Source organism: Fodinibius salipaludis, assembly GCF_002287075.1.
Taxonomy (GTDB): domain Bacteria; phylum Bacteroidota; class Rhodothermia; order Balneolales; family Balneolaceae; genus Fodinibius; species Fodinibius salipaludis.
The window spans coordinates 179,018-205,140 of record NZ_NSKE01000003.1 but is presented as its reverse complement, the minus strand read 5'-3'; the positions used below and the strand labels follow the sequence as shown (position 1 = coordinate 205,140).

The window sequence follows — 26,123 nt, the reverse complement described above, 5'->3', positions numbered from 1 at the left end:
TTCATCCTGTTAAACTTTTTGTATTGCAATAACACCGCAGGGGTTCTTTTGGTGGAAAGTTAAAGTGAAAAATAATTGGTTATAGTAATATTTTGAAAACCCTGCGGGTCTAAAACGTTATTCATTAAAACTGTCCGGTAGGTCGTTTTCGTAAAGCACTACATCGCCTTCTTGGGCAAAGTTTTGCATTGTTTGGTTAGCTTCATGAAGGCTATTTACCGTTTTTACATTTTTCATATCAAAGCCGGTTGATGCAATGCCTTCTTTAATCGGTTGTGTTTGGTTTTGTCCCACAAGGATAACCAGATCTAAACCAGCCTTTCCGACCTGCTCACCGAATTCACAATTCTTTTCCTCCTGTAAATCGCCCAATTCAATCATCCCGGGAGTAATGATAATTTTGCGTCCGCTATCAAAAGCCACCAGTGTTTCAACAGCATTTTTAGCGCCCACGGGATTCGAGTTAAAAGCATCATCAATGACAGTAATGCCGTTCTGCGACTTCAGCTCCAGGCGGTGTTCTACGGGCTCCATGCGTGAAGCGGCCATTGCCATGGTGGTGAGCCGGAGTCCGAATGATCGGGCAACTCCCACGGCCAGCAGCATATTTTGCACGTTGTGGGATCCCAGCAGCTGCATAGTAAATTCCTGTTCTTGCTGATCATCCACAGTTATAACAAATGTCATTCCTTCGGGGCCATATTGAATATTCTTAGCACGGATATCACCAGATTCAAGTCCCACAAAAGTAAACTCTAAATCATCCCGAAGATCGGCCATGGTCCTAACTCGTTCATCGTCAGCGTTGAGGACTGCTTTACCGTTTGGCTTGGTGCGCTTTACAATAGTGGATTTGGTTCGAGCGATGGCATCCTGTGAGCCAAACGTTTCGAGATGAGCGACCCCCACATTAGTGACAACCGAAATATCGGGCTCGGCAATATCGCAAAGATCATCAATATTACCCTCGTAGCGGGCGCCCATCTCGAGTACGAGAATTTGGTGACGGGCTTCCAGATCGTTGTTGATAACTTTGCAAATGCCCATCGGCGTATTATAGCTACCCGGCGTTGAACAGACGGAATACCGTTCGCTCAGCAGGTCACGAATCATGAACTTTGTGCTCGTCTTGCCGTAGCTGCCGGTAATAGCAATAACCGTTAGGTCGGGCATCTGGGAAAGCTTTTGTTTGGCCAGTTTAATAAAGTGCCGGTGGACGTATGCCTCTATAGGTTTGGTAATGAGGGCGGCCGCAAAAATGAAAAATGGAATAAGCGCATGGCCCAGCACCCATCCGAAAGCAAGTAGATACATATCGGCGGCATACAACCCGGAATTTTTGATAGTCATTTCGGTGAAGGGAATATATCCTGCATACGAAATAAAGGTTACTGCAACAGGTAATAAAAGCGATAATATTGCGAAAGGAATAGTCAGGCGAATCATCCGCGGAGTAAATACAAGCGGCTTTTTAGATTCTTCCCCACCGTAATAGTTGAAGGGGCCAAACCAGGAAATTCCAAAAACAGCCAAAATGATAATGGCCGCACTGCCCGTAACCGCATTAGAGAGGAAAATCAGCAAAACAAAAATGATGACATTATACAATACGTGCTCAACAGTTATGACACGCTGATTCCAGTGTTGGACAAGCCAGTACCAAAACTCGTTGAGCTTATATCCGTTTTGCTGAAAAATGTGTAAAAAATAACGTCCCCTGAGCAAAGTATGACGTGCCATTACCAGCACGAAAACCAAGATCAGGATATCAATAAGATTTAAATACCAGTTCAATATACAGCAGTTAGATTAAAGAGATAGCAAGTGATGAATGGTCGCTAAAGTTTGGAACATCCGTTATATTAACGCGCTAAACAAAATAGATAATCTTTCATCTAAAATTCGTTCAAATATATGAAATTAATAATCCCAATGGCAGGTCGAGGCACAAGAGTTCGACCCCATTCGCACACAGTTCCCAAGCCCCTTTTGCCCGTCGCCGGAAAGATGATTGTGGAACGTATTGTAGAGACGTTTGCACGCACACTTGATCGCAATATCGATGAAATTGTATTTATTCTTGGTCCCGATTTTGGCCAGGAAATTAAAGACGCTTTAAAAGCAATGAGCGATCGGCAGAATGCTAAGGCCACGTTCCGGGTACAGGAACAGGCAGAGGGTACAGCGCACGCCGTATATTGCGCCGAAAAAGATCTGGATGGCGAATGCATTATTGTTTTTGCTGATACTATTTTTGATATGGAAGGTTCCGTATCTATCGAAGATGCCGACAGCGTTGTCTGGCTTAAAGAGGTGGAAGATCCCTCGCGTTTTGGTGTAGCTGTCGAGAAGGATGGCAAGATTACCGATTTTGTGGAAAAGCCCGACGAACCCATTTCGAATCTGGCAATTATTGGTGTTTACTACTTTAAGGATGGTGCCGAACTCAAGAAAGAAATTGAATACCTATTAGATAATGATATCCGCGGAAAAGGGAATGAGTTTCAGCTTACGGATGCGCTTGACCGCCTGCTAAAGGATAATAAAGTATTTAAAAAGGCAACGGTTGATCAATGGCTGGATTGCGGGACGCTGCCTGCCTGGAGAGAGACATCCGGCATTATTACCGAGAAGGAATATGAGGAGATCGATGAAGATCGTTTCCCCGGTACCAAAATTATACCTCCCGTTTATATTGGGGATGATGTGGAGCTCGAAAACTGTATTATAGGTCCCAAAGCCAGTATTGCCGAAGGATCAACTCTTAAGAAATGCACGGTTAAAAACAGCCTGGTTCAGGAGCATGCTACGCTTGAAGACTGTAATATTGAGGATTCAACTATTGGTCGACATGTGGAGCTCAAAGATGTTGATCAGGAAGTACATCTGGGTGATCATACGAAAATAGGAGTTGAAGTGTAGTTTTTTTGAGTAGTGGGATCTGAATAGTGAGTATTGATATTTAGTATTTTCTCAATACTCATCACTCACTACTCATTACTATCTATCATCAATCAAATAAAATCTTCGAGCGGACGATTTTGATCCGCATCTTTCAGCGTGTTGTGTACCTCTTCGTGGCTGCCTTCCGGCTCCAGGTGGATAGTAACAATAACATCGCCTTTAACGGCATTAATAAGTCGTTTTTCAAGAAGAGTTGCTTCATCATGAGCCTGTTCCAAATTCACATCTTCCTCAAAGATGGCATGGAATTCAATCCATGTTGTACTACCGGTAGTGCGGTGACGCAAGTTGTGAACGTTGATCATAGATCCCGGCAGTTCTTTGGATAACTCTTTGCGGATGGCTTTGTCTACCGCCGGATCGCGGGAATCCATAAGTCCATCCACCGAATATTTGAGCAGTTTAAATCCCTCGTACATGATATAAAAAGCCAGCAAAATAGCGACCAGAGAGTCCAGAATAAGTAAATCAGTGAACTTAATGATCAGCAAGGTGGCAACTGCGCCGGCACTGGTCCACACATCGGTAAGCGTGTGCTTGGCATTGCTTATAACGATCATATTTTCTTCGCGCTGTCCAACCTTTAACAGGTAACTGCCAAGAATAAAATTGATAATTCCCGCACCTCCAATGAGATACACCCCGGTCATAAGTTCGCGCAGATTATATCCGTACAGATAATTTTCGACCGATTGATAAATAATAGTGATCCCTGCAAGTGTAATAACAGCACCTTCAATCCCGACAGATAAAAACTCAACGCGTTCGTGTCCATACAGGTGCTTGTCGTCGGCGGGTTTGGTGCTCAGCAACAATCCGTAATACACAAATGAAACAGCAAGAACATGGATGACAGATTCTGCGGCATCAGACAAGGCGGTATTGGACCCGGTAATTCCAAAACCAGTGACTTTGAGCGAAAGAGAAAGAACCGATACCAGCAGGCTAATGCGTAAAGCGGTTTTGGCGGGGGATGTTTTCACAGATTATTCATGGTAAATGTTAGTTATAACAGGACTAAAAGATTACGCAAAGAATACCTGAAAGCAAGTGTATTTGTTCTTATTTTTACGCTCGTTTTATGACAAGTAATTAATGAAGGACAGCGAAGTGGAAGATATCCCTCCAAAGCATCAGAAAGTATTTAAACAAATATCAGAGGCCGGAAAAACGGTTAACCAAGATGTGTATGTCGTTGGCGGATACGTACGTGATTTTTACCTTAACCGCACCAAAGATGCCGATAAGCTGGATATTGATTTTGTGACCGTTGGGTCCGGCATCGAAATTGCGAAAGAAATTGCTGACCGGTTGGACGCCGATAATCTTTCGGTATATAAACAGTTTGGGACCGCGCACATCCGGCACGACAATATGGATCTGGAGTTTGTGGGTGCACGCAAAGAGAGTTATCGCAGAAATTCCCGCAAGCCTGTTGTGGAGGATGGGACGCTTGAAGATGACCAACTGCGGCGTGACTTTACGATTAATGCCCTGTCGTGGTCGCTGAACGAAGAAAATTATGGTCAGCTTGTTGACCCCTTTAGCGGGATACAAGACCTTAAAAAGAAACTCATTCGCACCCCAGTTGATCCACTTAAAACCTTTGAGGATGATCCCCTGCGGATGATGCGCGCCATCCGCTTTGCCACACAGCTGCAGTTCGATATAGAGGAACAAACGTATCGCGGTATTGAGGAAATGGCCGAGCGTATCGAGATTATCTCTAAAGAGCGTATCATTGAGGAGCTCAATAAAATTGTGCTGGCCGAGAAACCTTCTATTGGATTTGATCATCTGTTTAAAACAGGCTTACTGGAACATTTCTTTCCCGAGATGGTAAAGCTGCACGGTGTTGAGGAAGTGCGGGGGGTCCGTCACAAAGATAACTTCTGGCACACACTCAAAGTGCTCGATAATGTAGCTGAAATGGGCGGAGACCTTTGGCTCCGCTGGGCGGCCATTATGCATGATATTGCCAAGCCTGCCACCCAGAAATTTGTAAAAGGAACGGGCTGGACGTTTCACGGTCATGATGCACTGGGGGCTAAATGGGTAAAGCCTATTTTTCGGCGACTGGGGCTACCACTCGATGAACGGATGCGGTATGTCCGCAAGTTAGTACGCCTGCACTTGCGTCCCATTGCTCTCGTTTCTGATGATGTAACCGACAGTGCCGTGCGTCGACTAATCTACGAAGCCAGGGACGATATTGACGATTTGATGATGCTTTGCCGTGCGGATATCACCAGTAAAAATGATTACAAGGTGAAGCAGTATAACCGTAACTTCGATTATGTGGAGAAAAAAATCGAAGAGGTTGAAAAGAAGGATCGTATTCGCAATTGGACTAATCCAATCAGAGGGGATGAAATTATGGATGCCTTAGACCTGGAGCCCGGTCCGGTAATCGGAGATATTAAAGATGCCATTAAGGAAGCCATTTTAGATGGCGAAATTCCCAATGAGCACGATGCTGCTTTTAATTACATGATGGATATTAAAGACCAATTTGTCGAGAAACAATAAATCTACTTTAAACCCTGCGGGTTTTCGTTGTTAGAATTATTAATTGAATAACATTCACAGTTTTTATAAAAGAAACCCGCAGGGTTTCATTAGTTAATTAAATAGAAAATTATATGGCCAACGACGTTTGGATTGCCGATTCGTATGCAAAAATCAATTTAGGATTGCATGTCCTTGAGCGCCTGCCCACTGGTTATCATGCCATAGAAACAGGAATGTGTTTTCTGGAGTGGCGCGATCATTTCGAAGTAAAGCGAGCTCCGGAAATGAAGCTGGAGATGAACGATGAAAATATCCCTACTGATGACAGCAATCTCATCAACAAAGCCATTGAAACACTCAACCGATACATCGGGCTGCAGCATAATTACCTAATTCGCGTAGATAAGCGAATTCCCGCGGGGGCCGGACTTGGCGGAGGAAGCAGTAACGCGGCACTTACGCTGCGGTTGCTGAATAAAATTGAGGAACTGGGGCTTACCGACGATGAACTTATCGACATAAGCCGCGATCTGGGAGCCGATGTTCCCTTCTTCATTAAAGGAAAGTCTGGCATTGCCAAAGGCATCGGTCATGAAATTGAACATCTGGATTTACAACCTGATTTTTGGATTGTCACCTGTTTTCCCAATGAACAGAGCAGCACGGCCGAAGCCTATCAAAACTGTGTGCCCGATCCCGAGCCGGAATTTGATTTAAAGAAAATACTTACCGAAGAAGATATTGACGAGTGGCAGTTTATCCTCAATAACGATCTGGAAAAATCAGTCTTCCAGCGTATCAACGTATCAGGAAATATGAAAGATCAAATGTATGAATTTGGTGCCACCTATGCTTCGATGACCGGAAGCGGATCAGCCGTATACGGCATTTTTGAGCAGGATTTTGTGGCGACCAATGCCTATAAAGGACTATTAGAGCTTGATTTCCCAACTAACTTAACCCGTCCGGGTTTTGAACCCGACTACGGGATTTATCGAAAAGCGTGAAATAAATTCTAAATATTGAGGGACATCAAGATGCCTGGCACTTCAAAAAGTGTCAGGCATCTAAGTATTATGCCCAACAAGAAAAAAGAAGTCTTTTTTATCATCTTTTCGCTTTGGTTGCTGGTCTTTGCTGCCAGCAGTCAAATTATGATAATCGCGCCTATATTGCCGCGCATTAGTGAGCAGCTTGCCGTATCCGAAGCATTGCTGGGAATTCTCGTTACCGCCTATGCCGTAATGGTTGGCATTTGCGCCCTGATAACAGGACCCATTTCCGATAAGATCGGTCGACGGAAAATACTACTCATTGGCACAAGTATTATGACCGGTGCTCTTTTCTTACATGGATTTGTATTCGATTTTTTTAGCTTTTTAATTGTTCGGGGATTGGCGGGAGCTGCCGGTGGAATTCTAAGCGGGGCATCCGTTTCGTATGTCGGCGATTATTTTCCTTATGAGCGACGGGGCTGGGCGAACGGATGGATTATGAGCGGCATTGCAATGGGACAAATTCTGGGTATTCCCATAGGTACAATCTTAGCAGAATATTTTGGCTTTCGAGCACCTTTTCTTGCATTCGCAGTACTCATGTTGTTTGCCCTATTGTTAATTTGGCTTACCGTCCCACAACCGGATATAAAACTCCAAAAAGCCAAAGTCACGGTAATCGGATCCATCCGGAAGTATCTGCTAATGCTTCGCAAGCCCGAAATTATTGCTTCTGCCGTCAGTTATTTCCTGATGTTTTTGAGCCTCTCGGTGTATGTTATTTTTCTTCCCACTTGGTTAGAAACTACCTTCAACGTATCTGGAAATGAAATCGCTTCGCTCTTCTTGGTGGGCGGAATTGCGAATGTGATAACCGGTCCGCAGGCAGGAAAGCTTTCAGATCTGTGGGGACGGAAACGCATTATTATCGCTTCATGTTTAGGATTGGCAATCGTGATGGCCCTGACAATCCCATTAGTCCAATCCTTCTGGGTTGCCTATGTGCTGTTTTTTGTGATCATGATGCTGGTAGCGATGCGCATCAGTCCTTTTCAAGCTCTCACCACAGAGTTAGTATCAGGGCGTAAGCGTGGCACGCTCATGAGCTTACTTGTAGCTATTGGCCAGGTCGGCTATGGGATAGGCGGCACTATTGCCGGACCGGCCTATGTATCACAAGGATACCTTAGTAATACCCTGATCGGAGCTGCTATGATTTTGGGAATGGCGTTTATCGTATGGAAGTATTTACCGGAGCCGGAGCTACAACATTCTAATTAATTCATTCTTCTTCATTTTCTCCTTTTAATTCATGTATTTTCATCATTACTTGTTTCATCACTAATCCAGTAACTTAATTGGCCAATAAATGTCAGTTGATTCAACTATAAATCCCCGAACCGGCATGGACGTAGACTCTTTTCGGGAAGATATTAAGCAGCACCTTCACTACACCTTAGCTAAAGATAAATTTTCGTCTACAGATTGGGACCAATATCGCAGCGTAGTATTAGCGGTGATGGATCGCCTGCACGATCGTTGGATTAATACCCAGCAGAGCTACTATCAGAATGAGTCTAAGCGGGTATACTACCTGTCAATGGAGTATCTTATCGGCCGCCTGATGGATAACATGCTTATTAACCTGGGGATGCAGGATGTGGCCGCCGAAGCCATTGAAGAGATTGGTTTTGATTACGACAAGGTGCGCGAAGCGGAGGTCGATGCCGGCCTTGGAAATGGCGGACTCGGACGTCTGGCTGCCTGCTTTTTGGATTCGATGGCTACGCTCGGCGTGCCGGCACTTGGATACGGCATTCGATACGACTACGGTATTTTTGATCAGGATATTGAAGACGGCTGGCAGGTGGAAAAACCCGATATGTGGCTGCAGTACGGCTATCCGTGGAGCGTTGTGCGTCCCAAGAAAAAATATACGGTGCAATTTTATGGGGATACCACTGCCAGTGAGGATGGCAACGGTCGCCTGCATTACGACTGGGTGAATACCCATAATGTAACGGCCCTGGCCTACGATACACCTATCCCAGGATTCCAGAATGATGTGGTTAATAACCTCCGCCTCTGGAAGGCAACTTCCGATGAAGGGTTTGATCTTAAAAGTTTTAATCAGGGAGATTATATTGAAGCAGTGCGCAGCAATCTGCTTGAGGAAAATATTTCGCGGGTGCTCTATCCCAATGACAAGGTATTCAAGGGACAAGAGCTCCGGCTAAAGCAGGAGTATTTCTTGGTTTCGGCCTCGTTGCAGGATGCCATGAATCGCTTTAAAAAACAGTTCGACGATCTGCGTAAAATTCCGGATCAAATGGCTATCCAGTGTAACGATACGCATCCAAATTTAGCTGTTCCCGAACTGATGCGTATGCTGATGGATTTAGAAGGGCTGGAGTGGGAGCCCGCTTGGGATATTGTTTCTCAGACTATTAATTACACCAATCATACCTTGATGCCTGAGGCGTTGGAAAAATGGCCGCTTTCGCTGATGTCAAACTTGCTTCCGCGGCACGTGCAGATTATCCGGGAGATCGACCGTCGGTTCCTAAATTCTATTGATATTTCCGGGGATGATCGTAATAAGAAAAATCGGATGCGGGTCATTAGTAATGAGATGGATGCCCGCGTGCGAATGGGGAATCTGGGCATTATTGGGGCTAAAAGAGTGAACGGCGTTTCCGAGCTGCACAGTGATCTGATGAAGAAGACTATTTTTAAAGATTTTGCCGATCACTATCCCGAAAAATTTACGAATGTAACCAATGGTATTACGCCTCGTCGCTGGCTACGACAATGTAACCGTGAACTGGCGGACTTAATTTCTGATCGCATTGGAGACGATTGGGTTACGCATCTGGACCAGCTACAAGAAGTAGAACACTTTGCTGAGGATGAGAAATTTCAGTCGGAGTTTAAAGTTATTAAACTGCGTAACAAGCAAAAGCTTGCTGATTATATTAAGGATACGATGGGCGTTACCGTTGATGCCGAATCTATTTTTGATATCCAGATTAAACGAATTCATGAGTACAAACGCCAGCTGATGGCGCTAATGCATGCTATTACGCTGTATAACCGAATTAAGAATGATCCCAATGCAGACATCGAACCGCGTACACTGCTTTTCGCGGGAAAAGCTGCACCGGGTTATACCATGGCAAAATTACATATCAAATTGATTAACAGCGTGGCAGAAGTTATCAATAATGATCCGGAAGTAGCGCCCAAACTAAAAGTATTATTCTTACCGGATTACAGTGTAACATTGGCAGAGAAGATGATTCCTGCAGCCAACCTTTCCGAACAGATTTCGACAGCAGGTATGGAAGCGTCCGGAACAGGAAATATGAAGTTTGCCCTGAATGGAGCTTTAACGATAGGCACGCTGGACGGCGCCAATATTGAAATCCGTGAGCAAGTCGGTAAAGATAATATCTTTATCTTTGGACATACCGTTGATGAGATCGAGGATGTACGAGCTCAGGGATATAATCCGCAGAAAATTTACGAGTCGGATGAAGAACTCAAACAAGTGATTGATCAAATCCACGACGGCTACTTTAGTCCCGACAATCCAAACCTATTCCACCCCATAACCAACGCCTTATTAAACCAAGGCGACTACTTTATGGTATTGGCTGATTACCGTAAGTATGTTGAAAAACAGGAGGAAGTTGAAGCCAATTACCGAGATGAGTTTGACTGGAATCGCAAAGCGATAATCAACGTAGCCAACATGGGACATTTTTCATCCGATCGCTCTATTAAAGATTACTGTGAGCGTATCTGGGATGTGGAAGTCAGTCAATAATTTAAAATCATCATAACTCCTATACAGTGCCGGGAAGTTAGCCTTCCGTAGCACTGTACATTAAGCTTGAAAAGAAATAACTTTTAACTATCTTATTTGTATGCGCAACTAAATTGAAGGTTATGGCTGATAAACTCACAGAAGGTAATATCTTTTTTCTTACCTCCGCATTTGCCCGGAAGCTCAGTAATCAGGCTGATGAAATGTTGAAAACAATAGGTCTATCGCCTTCACATACCTTATTATTGTATTTAGTTAACAAAAATCCTCGAATTCAGCCCAGCCAGTTGGCAGAAATGCTCCATTTAAAACCATCTACGATAACCCGATTAGTTCAAAAAATGGAGCGTCGGGGATTGGTTGAAAAGCAATCAGAAGGACGCGCAACTAAAGTTGTATGTACAAGTGATGGAAAAGTTACTGTTGAGAAAGTACAAGAGAAATGGGAGAAATTGATCCAGCAAAAGAGAGAGGAATTAGGTGAACGTTATGTTGACGTGTTATCTGAGATGATTTCGAATGCTTTGGATACAATGGAAGAGTAAAAAGAGCTAAATTAACCGAAGCAGAAAATGAGATTAATCTTAACTTTTTAAACTTCCAAAGGTCTTTAAAACAGATTAGATTTTCATCTCTTTACCGATAAAAAATAACAGCCCAAAACTTCCTGCCGAGAAACAAACTTTGGGAGAAAACACAGATCTCCCTATCGCTCGAAATCACTACTGCATATAGTTAAAAATAAGAAGTGTGATAATACCTAAAAAAGATTTGCCTGTTCGCTGTCTTCTTTGGGCGCCCGTTCAATCTTGGGATTGGTGATTTCACCCTGCTCTACTTTAAGCATGCCAGACCTGAACTTTTTACCGTAAACTTGCTTGGCTATGCCCTGTAGTGCCTTCTCTCCACGGGGCGTAATCAACAATCGATCATGATCATCCAGTGACAAAAAGCCAAACTCCTTTAGGTCGTTAACAATCATATAGGCAAGCTTGCTGACAGCTCCGCAATTTTGCTCCACATAATCACGACGAGGCGCTTCGTCATCCGCAGCATAGACGAGCCCCAGAACATTCATCTCAACCTCTGTAAGCGGAAAGCCCTCCGATCCGCGACTCAGCGTATCATCCCAGGCCTCTTGGCTGTAATACCGACCAAACCACCACTTTCCTTCTTTGATAAGCTTGTTGGTCACCGTACAGGCAAAATATTCCCCGGGTTTCGCTTTCTTAGGAATACCTCGGTCGCGATACATCGAAACCAACGTTGCCAAATCCAGTTCGTGCAGGTTCGGCGGATAGCTGAAATAAGTATCTGACTGTTTTTCCATGACACCTCAAGTTAGAAAACTGGAACCTTATTGTCATGTTAAATTTACGCGAATTTCCAATTCGTGTATCCTGAACTCGTTTCAGGATCATCCTTTAAAAGATGACGAAATAGATTGAGCCTGACACAAAATTCGATACATAGATTCTGGATCTATAAATGCAAGACAGAAGAAGTAAAAAAATGTCTCACTTCTGCCATTTGCCGTCTCAGCACTGCCATCTCTTACTTTCCTTTCTCAGTAATAAGCTGCACAGCAATATCCATATTCACATCTTCAGGGTCAAAATCATCGGGCAGACTGATATTCGTTTTACCATACTTGATATAGGGTCCGTACCGGCCGGTCATTACGCGCACTTTCTTTCCGTTTTCTGGATGATCACCCAGTTCTTTAATCACGTTGCTTTTACGCGATTTCTTATTCTTTTTCTGCTCCAAAAGCTCCAGCGCACGATCCAGCTCAACATCCAGCACGTAATCACTTTTTCGCAGTGAAGCAAAGGTACCGTCATGCACTACAAAAGGACCATAGCGGCCCACACCTGCGCGGACAATTTCACCTGTTTCCGGATGTTTACCTAATGGACGCGGAAGTTCTAACAAGCGTAATGCTAAATCCACATCCACATCTTCCGGCTTCATGTCTTTGAGCAATGATGCGCGCTCCGGTTTCTTATTATCTTCCGTACGTTCGCCAACCTGCACATAGGGACCATATCGTCCATTTAGCATATAAATAGGCTCCCCGGTTTCAGGATGGTTCCCAATCGACTTCGGTCCCTCTTCTTCAGCCTTAATCAATTCCTCTAATTTTCCTACCGTAATATCGCTCGGCTTCCAACTTTCAGGAATGGAAGTAGTTAACTCGTCTCCATTGACCTGTTTTTTGATGTATGGCCCATAACGTCCCACGAATACCTGAATATCATCAAGATCTTGAATAGGCAGATCCAGCTGACGTGCTTCTTTGGGATCAATTTGATCTTCCTGCTCCTCCACTTTGGCCTTTAATCCCTTTTCGCCATTGTAGTATGCTTGCAGATATTGTTTCGTATCCAACTTACCCTTGGCAATCTCATCCAGCTTTGTTTCCATCTCAGACGTAAAGTCGCTGTCTACTACATCATGGAGATTTTCTTCCAGCAATTCCGTAACTGCAAAAGCGGTAAAGGTAGGTACCAGCGTTTTTCCATCCCCTTCGCAATAACCGCGATTCTGGATGGTACTGATAATAGATGCATACGTACTCGGACGTCCGACACCGCGTTTTTCCAGTTCCTTAACAAGCGTTGCTTCCGTAAATCGCGCCGGCGGTTTAGTCTCGTGGGATATCGGCTCAATGCCTTCTTCGATCACTTCTTCTCCTTCGCTCAGTTCAGGCAAGAACTTCTCCTGATTTTCAAGCGCTGCATCGGGATCATCACTGCCTTCCACATACGCTCTAAAGAATCCGGGAAAGACAATGGTCTTACCACTTGTCTTAAACTCAGCTACTTTGCCGTTGGCTTCTGCTTTGATCGTCACATTCGTAAATTCAAGCTCGGCCTGCTCCATCTGCGTGGCGATGGTTCGTTTCCAGATCAAATCATACAATCTGAATTGATCACCGCTGAGTCCCGCTTCTTCCGGCTTTCTAAAATAACTTCCTGCCGGACGAATGGCTTCGTGGGCCTCCTGTGCATTAGATCCGCCACCATAATTTCGAGGACGGTCAAACAAATACTCTTCGCCATACTCATCCTTTACCGCATTGCGCGCCGCATTAATTGCTTGTCCCGATAGACGAGCAGAATCGGTACGCATATAGGTTATATATCCATTTTCGTACAGCTTTTGAGCTACACCCATCGTGCGCTTTGCTGAAAAGTTCAGCTTTCGGTTGGCCTCCTGCTGCAGGGTAGAGGTTATAAAGGCCGCCGATGGATTTCGTTTCTTGCGATTTTTCTTAACTTCAGAAACTTCCCACTTTGCCTTGTCGAGATCATCACGCAGTTCACCGGCGGTCTTATCATCCAATAGAACAACTTTCTTGGGCTTTTTGAGCTTACCGGTATTTTCATCAAAATCCTTGCCCGAAGCCAGCCGCTTACCGTCTAAGTGTGTAAGGTCAGCTTCAAAAATATCGCTGTCATCCTGCTTATGAAGCTGTGCTTTTAGATCCCAATAACGCGCCGATCGGAACTTCATGCGTTCTCGCTCACGTTCAACAAGGAATCGTACCGCTACCGACTGCACGCGTCCCGCAGAGAGACCGGGTGCAATCTTCTTCCAGAGCAACGGTGAAATAGTGTATCCCGCCAGACGGTCAATAATCCTGCGAGCCTCCTGGGCATTCACGAGATCCATATCGATATCACGAAAATGTTTCAGCGCTTCCTTAATTGCTTCCTCTGTAATCTCACGGAATACCATACGCTTTACCGGCACATCGGGATTCAGCAGTTCTGTTAAGTGCCACGAAATAGCTTCCCCTTCACGGTCTTCATCTGTCGCCAGAATAAGCTCGTCAGCATTCTTGAGTTCTTTTTTCAGGCGTTTAACTACTTTCTTTTTGCCATATGGAATTACATAAAGGGGTTCAAATCCTTCATCCGTATTTACTCCAAGATTCGCCCAGTCTTCGCCTTTAAATTTCTTGGGAACTTCCTTGGCGTTTGCGGGAAGGTCACGAATATGTCCCATCGACGAATCGATAGTATAATCCTTGGGCAAATACTTCTTAAGCGTTTTAATTTTTGTGGGTGACTCTACAATTACAAGAGACTTCATATACCTCGTTTTCTACAAATTCTTGATCACTTCCTTTAACTCGGAGGCATGATCTTTAGTATTTACTTTTTCAATAATGGCTTTAACAGTACCATCTGTGTCGATCACATAAGCAGAACGTGTTGGTGCCTCATATTTATTGCCAAACATCTGTTTTTCGACAATAGAATCAGTGGCTTCAGCAAATTTATAATCAGGATCAGATGCCAGTACATAATTAATTCCCAACTTTTCGGCATAGTTCTTATGCGAACCGCAACTGTCTTTACTTATAGCAATCAAATTATAGCCCTGTTCGTCAAACCAATCGGCATGTTCGGCCAGGCTTTTGTTTTGTTTGTCGCAACCGGATGTATTATTTCGCATATATACCGATACAATAGTTGGCCTATCCAATAAATCGTCAAACGGTACGGTTTTTTCTTCACCGTCTTTGACGATATCGAGCGTAAAGTCGGTATTAATTTGCGTTCCTTTTTCAATCATATCTGTATCTATAAGATATTCTACTTGTTTGTGTGATATGTAAGAACTGTTAATCTGGTCACTTTCGTTCTGTATATGATGATTATTGCAACTTGTATAATAATGTGATCAGCAAGATACTGCAATAAATCTTTTGATTGCGGAAGGTACTGCTATTAGTTGAAGATTAGATGAAGGGATCAAATGTTAGATGTAAGACGGCAGAAGTGAGATGTACTAAAGCCATTTTAATAATTTTGTAAGTATATCAAAGTTCTTTGATCTTACTAATACAAACTCACTTTATAAATCATTTTATCATGATCAATCTAAGCCACAAAAAACTTGATGTCTGGAAATTATCCATACAATTAACTGCCATTATTTATGAAATAACCTTAGGATTTCCCAAACATGAGCTATATGGGTTAACATCCCAACTGCGACGTGCTTCTGTATCAATCCCCTCGAATATTGCAGAAGGAGCAGCACGAAAGTCAGCAAAAGAACGGTGTAGGTTTTATGAAATCGCTCGTTCATCATTAGTTGAAGTTGATACACAACTTGAAATAGCTCAGAAGCTAAATTATTTGTCAGATAAAGAATTAATCAAAGTTGAGAATAAATTAGAGCATATTTTTGCAATGCTTTCCAACTTGATTAAGAACACTTAGGAACATTTACAACCTTGTGATTGCCAACTGCCGTCTCACATCTCCCGTCTGCTCTTCAACAAAAATCGCGCTACAGCTGCTACCATAATACTGTGATGAATAGTGCCATCGGCAACAAAATCCAAGAACTCATCCATCGATAGCAGATGAACATTAATTCGTTCGTGCTTATCTCCCTCCGGCTTTTCGGATGCTATTAGCTTACAATCCTCAGCTAAATACAGATGCGTATAATTAGTCATAATAGCCGGATTGGCACTCACCTTTCCCAAGCTGCTCCAATTTGCTGAATGATATCCGGTTTCTTCGATCAGTTCCCGCTTTATGGATTCCATCGGTTCTTCCCCCGGATCGACCATACCCCCCGGAATTTCCAGTGTTGGCTGTTCTATTCCGTACCGGTACTGCTCAACCAATAAAACTTCATTATCTTTTGTTATGGGTATTGCGTTTACCCACTCCGGAGCTTCTAATACATAGAAATTACCTTCATTTTTTTCATCTTTTGCCTCCAAACGCATTTTTCGCTGCAAAAGATTAAAAATTGGTGTAGGATATTCCTTATTTTCACGGACTACCGACCACGGTTCAATGGTAAATTGGAATGATTTTTTACTCATAAGATTAACAGGTTACGATTTATGGCTGATCGATTTGAATTTGAAACAGAAGAAGTTAATTCTCAAAAAGAACTCCACGAGCGCATGGTTGCCGCCTGCGATACGATGGAGAAGATTTATGAAAATGGGGAATATCCCAAAGTACTGGTCAAACGATCGTGGTCAAAACACAATCCCATAATTACGGGAGAGATGGCTAAACCCGGAGCCTTTCGATGGTATTTGCTTCGTGAACTTAAAAAGTTGGGGCAAAAGGGAGCTGTCATAAAAATAATTCCCTCGCGTGAGCGCCTGCCACTTAATGATCCCGATCTGCTCGACAATACCGATGAAGACGACTGGGACATTACGCAGAAAAAACTCTTCTTGTTTAGTCCGGAACGTATCGAAATTTCCCTCAACCGATTAGAGCACTACACCGGTACCAACCCCGAAGATTTTCAGCGCTATATCCTGTTTACCAATTATGATATGCACGTAGAAGTTTTCCAAGAAATGTTTCCCGATTGTAAAAAACCGGCTCGAGAGGGTGTTCAGATGCCGGCCTATCATCATAAGCTGGATGATAACAAGGGTATAACACTTGTTAATATTGGGGTAGGACCTTCCAACGCTAAAACCATTACCGACCATGTTGCTGTTCTTCGACCCGATGCCATGATTATGGTCGGTCACTGTGGCGGCCTGCGCAACCACCAGGAGATTGGAGACTTTGTGCTAGCTACCGGATTTATGCGCGATGATGGCGTTTTGGATGACATCCTGCCGCTCAATATTCCTATTACTCCCAACTACTTGATGAACGTCTTTCTTAAAGAGGTGCTCGATAAGTATAATCGTAATCACCGCATGGGCACGATCTTTACCACGGCCAATCGCAACTGGGAATTTATTAAGCGTCGAACGGTTGAGAAAATTCATACAAGTCGCAGTATCGCAGTGGATATGGAATCGGCCACAGTAGCCACTAACGGCTATCGCTATCGTATTCCCAACGCTACCATGCTCTGTGTTAGTGATAAGCCCCTGCATGGCAAGCCGAAGCTCAGCAATGATGCCCAAGAGTTTTACGAAAACTCTAAACAGCTACATGTTGAGATGGCTGTAGAGGTACTCAATATGTGTAAAGAAGCCTATCCCGAAGGATTACCCAACGCCAGCATACGAGCCATGAATGAACCGTTGATGGGCGGCCCAGATGACGATTAATTACAAAACGGCAAATATGAGAAGGCAGACGGGAAGGAGGAAAAGTAAAAAGTAAGACGGGCCCATAGTAATGCGTATTGCTTTATGAGTTACTAGTGACAAATTTCCCACCTTTTACTCATTAGTTGCCACTTTTTGCTTCTCACTTTTGACTTCTGAAATTTCAATGAGAAATCCCTGGCCAACTATATTTTCGTTGATTTTACCATAAAACACCAATAATTTGTTGTTTATCAATAAAAATTTATTGTAATTCAATAATATTTCTTTTTAGTTACGGATGAACATCAAGAAATGATTTAGAGATATGGCTTGGAAATGGTTTAAGAACGACTGGAACATTGCTGGCATTCTACTCTTTTTTGCTCAGCTTGCCTGGGCAGTATACTTCATTTCAATTCTATTCGGGGCCATCTTTTTTCTGTTAGAAATTTTTGTGGGTAGCCCACTGGGTATACAGGAATTGACCGTCCGTATCCGCGTTCATCAATTTTCCGATCTTATTGCCAACAGTAGAGTGGATGGTATTTTCCAAAAATCTATTTTCGAAACGAGTATCGACCCCATTAAGGCCGATCTCAAGCAAACATGGAGCTACTATTTGGCTTCCATAATGACTTTGGGGCTCTATGGTCTTGCAATGTACGGGCTTACCCTCCTCAAACACATACTGCGAAATCTTCGACGTCAACAACCATGGTCTGCTCAAAACTCCAAAAATCTTAAAACTATTGGACACCTGATGGTGCTAGCCGTCCCATATAAGTATGCGATAGGATGGCTTTCGTATCTCACTATTCACCATATTGAGCTGCCAGCAAACACCTCTCTTATTTGGCCACCTGTTGCGTGGGAACTGGGACTTGCAGGACTGGCGGTACTTTTAGTCGCCTATATTCTTGAAGAGGGCACCCGCCTATACGAAGAACAAAAACTAACGGTATAGAACTATGAGTGGATTCAGCAAAAAATCGACCGCCTATATCTGTTACCTGATCGTTAACGTGTGGTGGTATTTATCGTGTGTTATAGGAGTTATCTTCCCCGCCACACTAATTTATGAGTACTTCTATAGCAGCCATCCCGATTCTATTTTTGGGATCACCCTGCCCCTGGAACCCTCGCTGGTAACGCTGAACGAGGAAGCCAACTATGAGTTTCTTGACATTGATTCGGTTACCGGAACCATAGATTTTGATTTTATCATGCAAAGTAACCCCATTATTTACATCATTTGGAGCGGTTTTATCTGCATTGCGCTCGGCCTTTTTCTTTACGGATTATATCAGCTTCGTAGCCTTCTCAAGCGAACTATTAACGGATCCATATTTACAGCTGCAAATATCCAACGGATCAAAACCATAGCTATCCTGCTGATTATTGTTGAGCCCCTGCAGTGGCTCACCCGATATCTCATTCGCTATTCCCTGGCTGACAAAGCACACTTGCTTGCATCGCAACAGGCCAATATCAACATTAAAATTCCCATGGTGGGCGAAGATTGGATGTTCATTATTATAGGATTGATTGTATTTACCCTGGCCGCTGTGTTCGAGAAAGGCAACGAAATGTATCAAGAATTAAAACTCACGGTGTAACAGATGTACACAAAAAACTACCGGATTGTTGTCCTTAGCCTGCTGTCTGTGTTTACGCTTTGGATGGGCTACCTGGGATTCAATCACTATCGAGCTGTAAGCAACATGCTGGATGCCCAAACCATAACAGCTTCGAACACAGGCGAACGCTCGTTAAAAATTGGTAATCTTAGAATTACTAAAACAACTATCCAGGATGTTGAGCGACCCGAGCGCCCAACATACGGCAAAACGTATATTTCAGTAACAAACCTAAATAAACAAACGCCTCTGCCGCAGCTGGATAATACCCTGCTCAACCTTACGGACAGACAACAGCAACGCACCATTTACGGCCTTCAAGGGTCGCCCTCATTTTTGGTATTGGAGGATGACCTTACGTTCTGGCGGTCACAGTTTTGCCTGCAGATCTTCTTTTATTACGGCGGACTGTTTATTATCGGGATTCTATACATGCTGTATTACGAGATCAACTATCGAAGAGATAACAAACTGTTTGTGCCCGCTATCAAAAACGTGATTTTAAGCCTTTCGTTATTATTCAGCGGTGGAGCAATTCTTAAATGGGGATTGGACTTTCGTCTGATTAGCTTCCTGAACAATCAATTTTACCTTGGAGAACCGTCACCGCCTATCGACAACGAGCTCATACTGCTCGGCGTCGCACTGTTATTTACAGGTATCATACTGCAGCGCGCCGTAGCACTTCAGAAAGAACAAGACCTCACGATTTAGTACAATGGCCATCAAAGTAAATTTGGATCTAATACTGGTGAAGCGTGATATGACGCTTACCGAACTTTCTGAGGAGGTGGGTATCACAATCTCCAACCTTTCCATCCTTAAAACCGGCAAAGCCAAGGCCGTACGTTTTTCCACGCTCAACGCCATCTGTGAAGCATTAGACTGCCAACCGGGGGATATCTTGGAATACGAGGCAAACGGCAATAATGAAACGTGAGACGAAAAACGCATTGGAAAAATACCGCATTTCACATCTGCCGTTTCACAGTACCGAAACGTCAGTAATGATACCTCGTATGAAACCACTAACTATTAATCGTAAGTGAAGCTATTATGATACTAAAAGCCCAAAATGTGAACAAAACATTCAATAAATCGGGAGGCAACACCTTTCGACTACAGGTTGATGAGATCGAAATCTCGGAAGGTAGCTTTACCGCCATCCTCGGTCCCAATGGATCGGGCAAATCAACCTTTTTGAAAATCATCCTCGACCTTCTTTTTGCTGATGCCGGAAATATTTGGCTAATGGGCCACAATCATAAACAAAAGCAAGCGCGGGCTAAAGTGAGCTATCTCCCCGAGAACTATTCATTTCCCGATAACTTTACGGTCAATGAAATGCTGCATGCCTTTAGTGATCTCAAAGAATCAACACCAAGACAGATAGACCATAAAATAAGCAAACTGGCAAACGCTTTTAATGTGGAATTTCTGGACAAAAAGATAAAAAATCTGTCCAAGGGTATGACCCAAACCGCCGCGCTGATGCACACCTTTCTGGCGGATGATCAGTTTTACATCCTGGATGAGCCATTCAACGGACTCGACGCCGTGCAGAAAAAGGCTATCATGGATTACATTTTTACTCTGCAAAAAGAGCGGAACATCTCTATCCTGATTACTACTCATATTCTCTCTGACATCGACAAGACCTGCGATTCGCTCTATCTTATTAAAGATGGACGTATTATCAATTCGGCTACCAAAGGTGAAATTCAGAACCAATTTGGCTCTGTTGAGGACTACTATCTTAATTATTTTGAAACCAAAGACCCCGTTAGATCATGATTCGATTCACCATTCGTACACTTCTCAAAAATAAAATGCTGTGGGCATGGCCCGGAATCTTTATCCTGTTTGTTGTAGCCATTGCTTTATGGGGCGGGGTCTCAGCAGATCCCTCGAGTTCCTCATATGTAATAAAGTTGGGTGGATTCCCCCTGCCAAACGGAATAGTAATAAATCAATTGATTTCCATAACGATCCTCATCTCAATCATTGGTATTCCCACTCATTTTTCAGAAAATATCAACCCGGATCGAGCATCTCTACTATTATCTAAACCCATATCAAGAGATGAGCTATTCCTTTCAGATTTTGCCGGTGTATTCGCTTTTTGTTTTTCATACACGCTCATAAGTGTGCTACTTTTAACCTTGCTAACCTCACTGCACGGAGTACTATTTCCATTGCATCATGCCATTGCTATAATCGTATTTCTGCCCCTCATATTATTAAGCTACTACATAACAATCGTTCTATTCCTGATACTTACCAACTCCTATGTTGGTGGGGTTCTGCTGGGATATTTCTTAACTGGATTTTCCTCTCTATTCTTAAATGTTGATTCGTATCTACAGATGTTTGGTTTAACGGATACCTGGTTTGAAACGCTCTTTCAAATACTATCCTATCTTATACCCAGCGCAGAAGCTTTTCAACAAATTATGAGTCAAATTTTTGCCAATGGCTTATCGGGAATTGATGGTAGTCTGCTGGGCTTTGCCTTTGTCAGCTGCGTACCTTTTGGCTTGCTGGCTTATTACCTGTTCCGAAAAAAACAGTTTTAATTACAATAATATATCCAGCACTATAACATTATAGAATAGGCAAAATGCTAATGATTAGTCTATCTCAAAAAATACCTAGGCTTCTTCTAAAGTCGCTTTTTGATTGATGTCATCAATGGCAGTTTTCAGTACTGCCATTTGCCCTTGCAGCTCTTCTGATGTGGCGGCATTTTTCTCGGCCATATTAGCTGTGTGATCTGAAGTATCAGAAATTTTGCTGATATTATCTTTCAACTCCTCAAGCTGTCTCATCTGTTCCTGTCCCACCACATTAACATCACTGATCCAGGATTCTAATTCCGTAATTTGAGTAGCAATCTCTTTTGAGACTTCTGCTCCCGCTTCAGCCTTTTCAATATTTTCTGCAATCATTTCACGGATATCAGTGGCCGCCTCAGCTGTCTTCTGGGCTAACATTCGAATCTCTTCAGTGACAACAGCAAATCCTGCACCGGCCTCACCAGCCCTTGCTGCTTCTACAGCCGCATTAAGAGCCAACATATTCGTTTGTGCTGCGATACTGTCGATCGTTTCATTGATTGTAAAAATACTATTGCTCGAATTTTTGAGGTTTGCCATCGATTGTTTCATCTCTCCCATATCAGTTACAATACCTTGCACCTTCTGTTTAACCAGCGATGTTTTATTATCCAAACTCTCAATACTTTCGTTCATTTTTGCTATTGAAGTTGTTGAATCTGTAACAGCCTGTGTGTTATCGGCCGCATTCTGCGCCAGCTCCTGTCCAGCACTGGATATAAAATTCGAGGCCTCATTAGTATGCTTGGCTGACTCACTAATATCATCCATAATGGTAAAAACCTCTGCATTATTCAGGTATTCACGTGTTAGATTCAAAATAGAACTGCTGATTACAATCGTCTCAACGACAACAAAGATGGCGTGCAAGGCTACTAAATCCCATCCACAACCGTAACTAAACACTTTAATGGGAGTCCCTGCTACGGCCATCTCAAATTGCTGAGCGAGATTAAAGAGCGCATGATGTACAGCAACGGTTAAGGCAGCCGAAAATACCGGAGCGATATCTTTATATCGGATCAAAAAGGCAATGGCTACAAAAATGTGGAAGTGCATTTCAATCCTACCCAGATGTTGTTGGATAAAAATCATTGAAAATGCCATGAAGGAAGCACCAATCGTAATTCTACTAAGTAAACTTCCGGGGTTCATCCTGTATACTAAAAAGGCTATACCTGTTATAAATGCTCCTCCAACAAATCCAAGCAGATATGTATCATACGTATACGCAGTAAGCGTGGATGCAATCGCCCAATGAACCACCAAAAGCTTTAGCATAAATCTATCTGTCTGCTTGTACGACTGGTAAAGAGCTTGGCGAACTTTATTAGAAATATCATTGGTATACATCGGGAATAGATATGTCAAAAAATCCTTCTGATTATTCATAGGTATAAAGTTTTAACCGTACGACAGGCTATTCAACCTCTCGCTTAAGGTAAATTATCTTTCAATATTTTTGTGATTTCTGATGCCTTCGTTGAATTGGCAAGTACACGCAAAATTCTCCAGCTCTCATCTTCCTTTTCTAATACAAAAAAGTGGTCGGTATGTAGTAATGGGGTGTGATCATCGGCAGGCTTTACCTCCAATGCAAAATCGCTGATTACCTGTGTTCGCTCTTCTTGGGGTAAGTACGCTCCATCAATATTATCCGAGAACTCGTATCCATATTTCTCTGCTGATAACGAATCTGTCTGCTTACGGACATCTACAAATACCGCTCCAACTGATTTTTGGGGATATTCTTTTTCCAGGGAATCAAACACCTTGCTTAATTTTGTCAGTGAATTCGGGCATACAGAAGCACAGCCTACAAAACCAAAAAAAACTATGGCCAGATTATGCTTTGTTGTAGTTAGAAATGAAGGGGTTTCTATTTGCTTATTTTCGATTGGATAGGAAACGCCAAAATAGGAATATCCGATCACTAATCCCGCCGGGAGCAGAAGTAATACAACTAATAATATTATTGAAAGAGTGTTTTTCATCCGAAAAGGTTCAACTTCCCTTTTATTACCTTATCGGATATATTTTTCAGATGTTAAACTTTTTCTAAAAGTAAAATCTTTGCGGAGAGACCTAACACTTATTGAAACAACTTTTGCGATCTAACTTCTTATCAGATACTGAAACTTTACAAAAAACTGCCGATCGGTTTCTTTGAATCCTCTATATCCATTTGGACCAGGCTGGTCAAAATAGTTTAGATAATCAGTCATGCCGATATAGAACTTAGTGAATGGGTTGGCTTTGTAATAGACAAGCGGATAGATCTGCAATTGGTCATTGAATGAATTGTATTGGGTAATAAGACGAGCAAAAAGTTTCTTTGAAAAATTATAGTTGCTCTTCAAACGGTAGATATCTCCACTAAAATAGTGTTCATCCCCATTCGCAGCCGAAAGCGTAGAATAGTTGTAGCTGACCTCCATCTCAAGACGAGAAGTCGGCTTTAGCGTTGCATCCGCCGAAATATTATATCCTTCCCCCAACGTGGGATTCTCCTGACGATTCACATACTTTCCAAAATCCACATGCCCACTCAATGACAACTCGTTCAACGGATTAGTACTCACATCAATCATGAGCCGGTTCATTTGGGTAAAAAGTCGACCTCGAAATCGCTCGTCATTTAAGGGTAAAAAGCTAAGAGACAAATTTGTTTGTCCGCCAAAGTTATTACTCCATCTTGTAAAGATATACCGCTCTTGAAACTGCCCCGAGAAATCATATCGCCAGGTTCCGCTCGCACTTACCGTACCATTTGACAGCCAATCCCAATCGGGGTAGTAAGTAAAACTTTGGGAGGCATCAATTTCTCGTTGATCTACCTGGTTGATAAACCCGCTCTGCGTTTGGAAGGTAGGCGAATAGGAACTATATCCTATTGAAAAATCATAAAACTTGGCTTGTCTTGAGAACTCAGTACTTAGCAACGTACCGCCAAACTGTTCGCCATTAAAAGCAGCATCATATGAACCGTGACCAAAAGTTCGGGGATCATCATGCAAGGCCAAGTCGGTAATCTCTTTGGTATTTGTATAGGCTGCCTGGCCGCTAAAATAGTAGTTATCAGTCAACAAAAAATTCCAGTCAACACTGCCCACATAGTTGTGCCCGTCCTCCTGGTTTCGTGTGGTAAGCAACCCACCAATATGTGATTCGGATCCCAAATTATACTTCCCGCGTAGTACATTATTGTAGGCTTCGATATTTGACTGCACCTGCGAACTGCTATATAGACCCGGAACAATAAAAGCCGCATCGCGGTCGTAGGCCGTCAAAAAGGCGATGCTGTAATTTTGGGACTGATGCGTAGCTTTACCTGCAGCCAAAGGACGATTGATCATCCGTGAATAGAAAAGATTTTCATCCGTTGTAAACAGATCACTTCCCTTCATGAAAAAGGGTCGTTTTTCAGAGTATCGCAGAGCAAACGTTTCATTTGCTGCTATTTGATCGGCATCGGTCTCTACCTGGCTAAAATCCGGATTAAAAACTGCATTTAGCGAGGTTGTTGACGTGGGTTCATACATTATGCCACCACCCAAACGTCCATCAATACGACCATGATTTAACCCTGAATTAGGATCGTCAGCATTGTTTATTGTACTGTTCTGATAGCTCATACCGTAGGGTAAAAACTCTACGGTTTTGGAATTTTCTAAATCTCGCATCCCAACCAGTCGACCATTTTGACAGATTAAGCAAGAATTATCCAAATCTACTTCACTCCACGCAAATTGATACCTGTTATTCCGCGGATAATTACGGATAAATTGAATAGACCAGCTGTGGATATCCCGATCCGGGAAACTGAGGCTTTTAAAAGGAATCTTCATCACACCTCGATACCCGCTATCCGTGATCTTTCCATCCGAATACCACAGCATATCAAAATTCATATCCTCGCTGTTGCCGGTGCGCATGCCATCCATCTGTATACCAAGCGGATTTATAAATAGTTGGTACGCTTGCTGGTTGTTGTTAAACGGATCTAAGATGATACCCACATAATCATCCTGAAAGCTATTATCACGATCTGAGATATTGGCCCTTATATTACTGGGTTCGGGATCTTCACTAATAAATGCGACATACAGATTTTGATCGCTGTACAGCATTTTTACTTCCGTTTGTACCCAAGCCGCCACATTGTCGTTAGGCTGAATCTGATGCTTAATAAACACTGATTGTGCCTGTTGCCATGCCGGATGTGACAGATCCGCCGAAATTTCAAAATCTTCTTCTATTGCATAGGGCGATACCTGTTCGAGAGTGTCGACTTGTTCCTGAGCTTTTAAAGACAGGAAAGAAGTAGAAAAAAGAATTATGAACAGGAGTAAAATTCGCCGGAAATAGCCCTGATACATGTATATCGTGTATTTTAAAGTTTATGTCTTTACTTCAAATTGAGGTTTTCTCTTACGAATAGTTCGCAAAATGTTACGCTAAAAGTCTTTTAAAAATATCAGAAAGAACAGTTTTGACCATTAAAAGGTTGTTAAAAATAAA

At 42.9% G+C, this 26,123-nt stretch carries 23 protein-coding genes; 14 read left to right on the top strand and 9 right to left on the bottom strand.

Going from position 1 to position 26,123, the window contains the following annotated elements:
- Positions 1-117 precede the first annotated feature (117 nt).
- The gene (locus CK503_RS05170) at positions 118-1,794 is read right to left on the bottom strand and encodes a UDP-N-acetylmuramoyl-tripeptide--D-alanyl-D-alanine ligase (protein WP_095605734.1); all 1,677 of its coding nucleotides are present in this window, start codon (positions 1,792-1,794) and stop codon (positions 118-120) included.
- 120 nt (positions 1,795-1,914) lie between these two features.
- On the opposite strand from CK503_RS05170, the gene CK503_RS05165 reads away from it, so the two are divergent.
- Complete coding sequence (locus tag CK503_RS05165) at positions 1,915-2,922, top strand: sugar phosphate nucleotidyltransferase (RefSeq protein ID WP_095605733.1); 1,008 nt, start codon at positions 1,915-1,917, stop codon at positions 2,920-2,922.
- A 92-nt stretch (positions 2,923-3,014) separates the two neighbouring features.
- Here CK503_RS05165 and CK503_RS05160 read toward each other — a convergent pair whose 3' ends face one another.
- Positions 3,015-3,947, bottom strand: a complete 933-nt coding sequence (locus CK503_RS05160; protein ID WP_095605732.1) for a cation diffusion facilitator family transporter — start codon at positions 3,945-3,947, stop codon at positions 3,015-3,017.
- Between the two features lie 112 nt (positions 3,948-4,059).
- On the opposite strand from CK503_RS05160, the gene CK503_RS05155 reads away from it, so the two are divergent.
- The 5 genes from CK503_RS05155 to CK503_RS05135 all read left to right on the top strand — a co-directional run bounded on the left by CK503_RS05155 (position 4,060) and on the right by CK503_RS05135 (position 10,844).
- Positions 4,060-5,493: a CCA tRNA nucleotidyltransferase gene (locus CK503_RS05155; protein ID WP_095605731.1), complete on the top strand. Its 1,434-nt coding sequence runs from the start codon at positions 4,060-4,062 to the stop codon at positions 5,491-5,493.
- A 113-nt stretch (positions 5,494-5,606) separates the two neighbouring features.
- A complete protein-coding gene (gene ispE, locus CK503_RS05150) occupies positions 5,607-6,482 on the top strand; it encodes a 4-(cytidine 5'-diphospho)-2-C-methyl-D-erythritol kinase (protein ID WP_095605730.1) in 876 nt (291 codons plus the stop codon).
- Positions 6,483-6,512: 30 nt separating this feature from the next.
- On the top strand, positions 6,513-7,751 hold the full coding sequence (locus CK503_RS05145; protein ID WP_141239888.1) for an MFS transporter: 1,239 nt from the start codon (positions 6,513-6,515) through the stop codon (positions 7,749-7,751).
- 88 nt (positions 7,752-7,839) lie between these two features.
- The gene (locus CK503_RS05140) at positions 7,840-10,299 is read left to right on the top strand and encodes a glycogen/starch/alpha-glucan phosphorylase (RefSeq protein WP_095605728.1); all 2,460 of its coding nucleotides are present in this window, start codon (positions 7,840-7,842) and stop codon (positions 10,297-10,299) included.
- Between the two features lie 122 nt (positions 10,300-10,421).
- Positions 10,422-10,844 carry a MarR family winged helix-turn-helix transcriptional regulator gene (locus CK503_RS05135; protein WP_095605727.1) on the top strand — a complete coding sequence of 141 codons (423 nt, stop codon included), beginning with the start codon at positions 10,422-10,424 and terminating at the stop codon, positions 10,842-10,844.
- 215 nt (positions 10,845-11,059) lie between these two features.
- On the opposite strand, the gene CK503_RS05130 is transcribed toward CK503_RS05135, so the two are convergent.
- The 3 genes from CK503_RS05130 to CK503_RS05120 form a co-directional block, all read right to left on the bottom strand.
- Positions 11,060-11,629 (bottom strand): hypothetical protein, encoded by a 570-nt coding sequence (locus CK503_RS05130; protein WP_095605726.1) that lies wholly within the window; start codon positions 11,627-11,629, stop codon positions 11,060-11,062.
- A 224-nt stretch (positions 11,630-11,853) separates the two neighbouring features.
- Positions 11,854-14,400, bottom strand: coding sequence for a type I DNA topoisomerase (topA, locus tag CK503_RS05125; RefSeq protein WP_095605725.1), 2,547 nt, complete (start codon positions 14,398-14,400; stop codon positions 11,854-11,856).
- Between the two features lie 12 nt (positions 14,401-14,412).
- Positions 14,413-14,886: a peroxiredoxin gene (locus CK503_RS05120; RefSeq protein ID WP_095605724.1), complete on the bottom strand. Its 474-nt coding sequence runs from the start codon at positions 14,884-14,886 to the stop codon at positions 14,413-14,415.
- A 299-nt stretch (positions 14,887-15,185) separates the two neighbouring features.
- Here CK503_RS05120 and CK503_RS05115 point away from each other — a divergent pair, with 299 nt between their 5' ends.
- Complete coding sequence (locus CK503_RS05115; RefSeq protein WP_095605723.1) at positions 15,186-15,539, top strand: four helix bundle protein; 354 nt, start codon at positions 15,186-15,188, stop codon at positions 15,537-15,539.
- A gap of 35 nt (positions 15,540-15,574) precedes the next feature.
- Here the strand turns inward: CK503_RS05115 and CK503_RS05110 are convergent, their stop codons facing one another.
- A complete protein-coding gene (locus CK503_RS05110; protein WP_095605722.1) occupies positions 15,575-16,159 on the bottom strand; it encodes an NUDIX hydrolase in 585 nt (194 codons plus the stop codon).
- 21 nt (positions 16,160-16,180) lie between these two features.
- Here CK503_RS05110 and CK503_RS05105 point away from each other — a divergent pair, with 21 nt between their 5' ends.
- The 7 genes from CK503_RS05105 to CK503_RS05075 all read left to right on the top strand — a co-directional run bounded on the left by CK503_RS05105 (position 16,181) and on the right by CK503_RS05075 (position 21,563).
- Positions 16,181-17,368: a phosphorylase family protein gene (locus CK503_RS05105; protein ID WP_095605721.1), complete on the top strand. Its 1,188-nt coding sequence runs from the start codon at positions 16,181-16,183 to the stop codon at positions 17,366-17,368.
- A gap of 307 nt (positions 17,369-17,675) precedes the next feature.
- Positions 17,676-18,314 carry a DUF2975 domain-containing protein gene (locus tag CK503_RS05100; protein WP_095605720.1) on the top strand — a complete coding sequence of 213 codons (639 nt, stop codon included), beginning with the start codon at positions 17,676-17,678 and terminating at the stop codon, positions 18,312-18,314.
- Positions 18,315-18,318: 4 nt separating this feature from the next.
- Complete coding sequence (locus CK503_RS05095) at positions 18,319-18,966, top strand: DUF2975 domain-containing protein (protein WP_095605719.1); 648 nt, start codon at positions 18,319-18,321, stop codon at positions 18,964-18,966.
- A gap of 3 nt (positions 18,967-18,969) precedes the next feature.
- The gene (locus CK503_RS05090) at positions 18,970-19,701 is read left to right on the top strand and encodes a hypothetical protein (RefSeq protein WP_095605718.1); all 732 of its coding nucleotides are present in this window, start codon (positions 18,970-18,972) and stop codon (positions 19,699-19,701) included.
- Between the two features lie 4 nt (positions 19,702-19,705).
- Entirely contained in the window at positions 19,706-19,927 is a 222-nt protein-coding gene (locus CK503_RS05085; protein WP_095605717.1) for a helix-turn-helix domain-containing protein, read from the top strand.
- Positions 19,928-20,064: 137 nt separating this feature from the next.
- Positions 20,065-20,781, top strand: a complete 717-nt coding sequence (locus CK503_RS05080) for an ABC transporter ATP-binding protein (RefSeq protein ID WP_176466215.1) — start codon at positions 20,065-20,067, stop codon at positions 20,779-20,781.
- Positions 20,778-21,563 carry a hypothetical protein gene (locus tag CK503_RS05075; RefSeq protein ID WP_095605715.1) on the top strand — a complete coding sequence of 262 codons (786 nt, stop codon included), beginning with the start codon at positions 20,778-20,780 and terminating at the stop codon, positions 21,561-21,563. The genes CK503_RS05080 and CK503_RS05075 overlap by 4 nt, the downstream gene beginning before the upstream one ends.
- A gap of 75 nt (positions 21,564-21,638) precedes the next feature.
- Here CK503_RS05075 and CK503_RS05070 read toward each other — a convergent pair whose 3' ends face one another.
- The 3 genes from CK503_RS05070 to CK503_RS05060 all read right to left on the bottom strand — a co-directional run bounded on the left by CK503_RS05070 (position 21,639) and on the right by CK503_RS05060 (position 25,981).
- Positions 21,639-22,994: a methyl-accepting chemotaxis protein gene (locus CK503_RS05070; protein WP_095605714.1), complete on the bottom strand. Its 1,356-nt coding sequence runs from the start codon at positions 22,992-22,994 to the stop codon at positions 21,639-21,641.
- 44 nt (positions 22,995-23,038) lie between these two features.
- Entirely contained in the window at positions 23,039-23,596 is a 558-nt protein-coding gene (locus CK503_RS05065) for an SCO family protein (RefSeq protein WP_095605713.1), read from the bottom strand.
- 120 nt (positions 23,597-23,716) lie between these two features.
- Positions 23,717-25,981, bottom strand: coding sequence for a carbohydrate binding family 9 domain-containing protein (locus CK503_RS05060; protein WP_095605712.1), 2,265 nt, complete (start codon positions 25,979-25,981; stop codon positions 23,717-23,719).
- Positions 25,982-26,123: the final 142 nt, after the last annotated feature.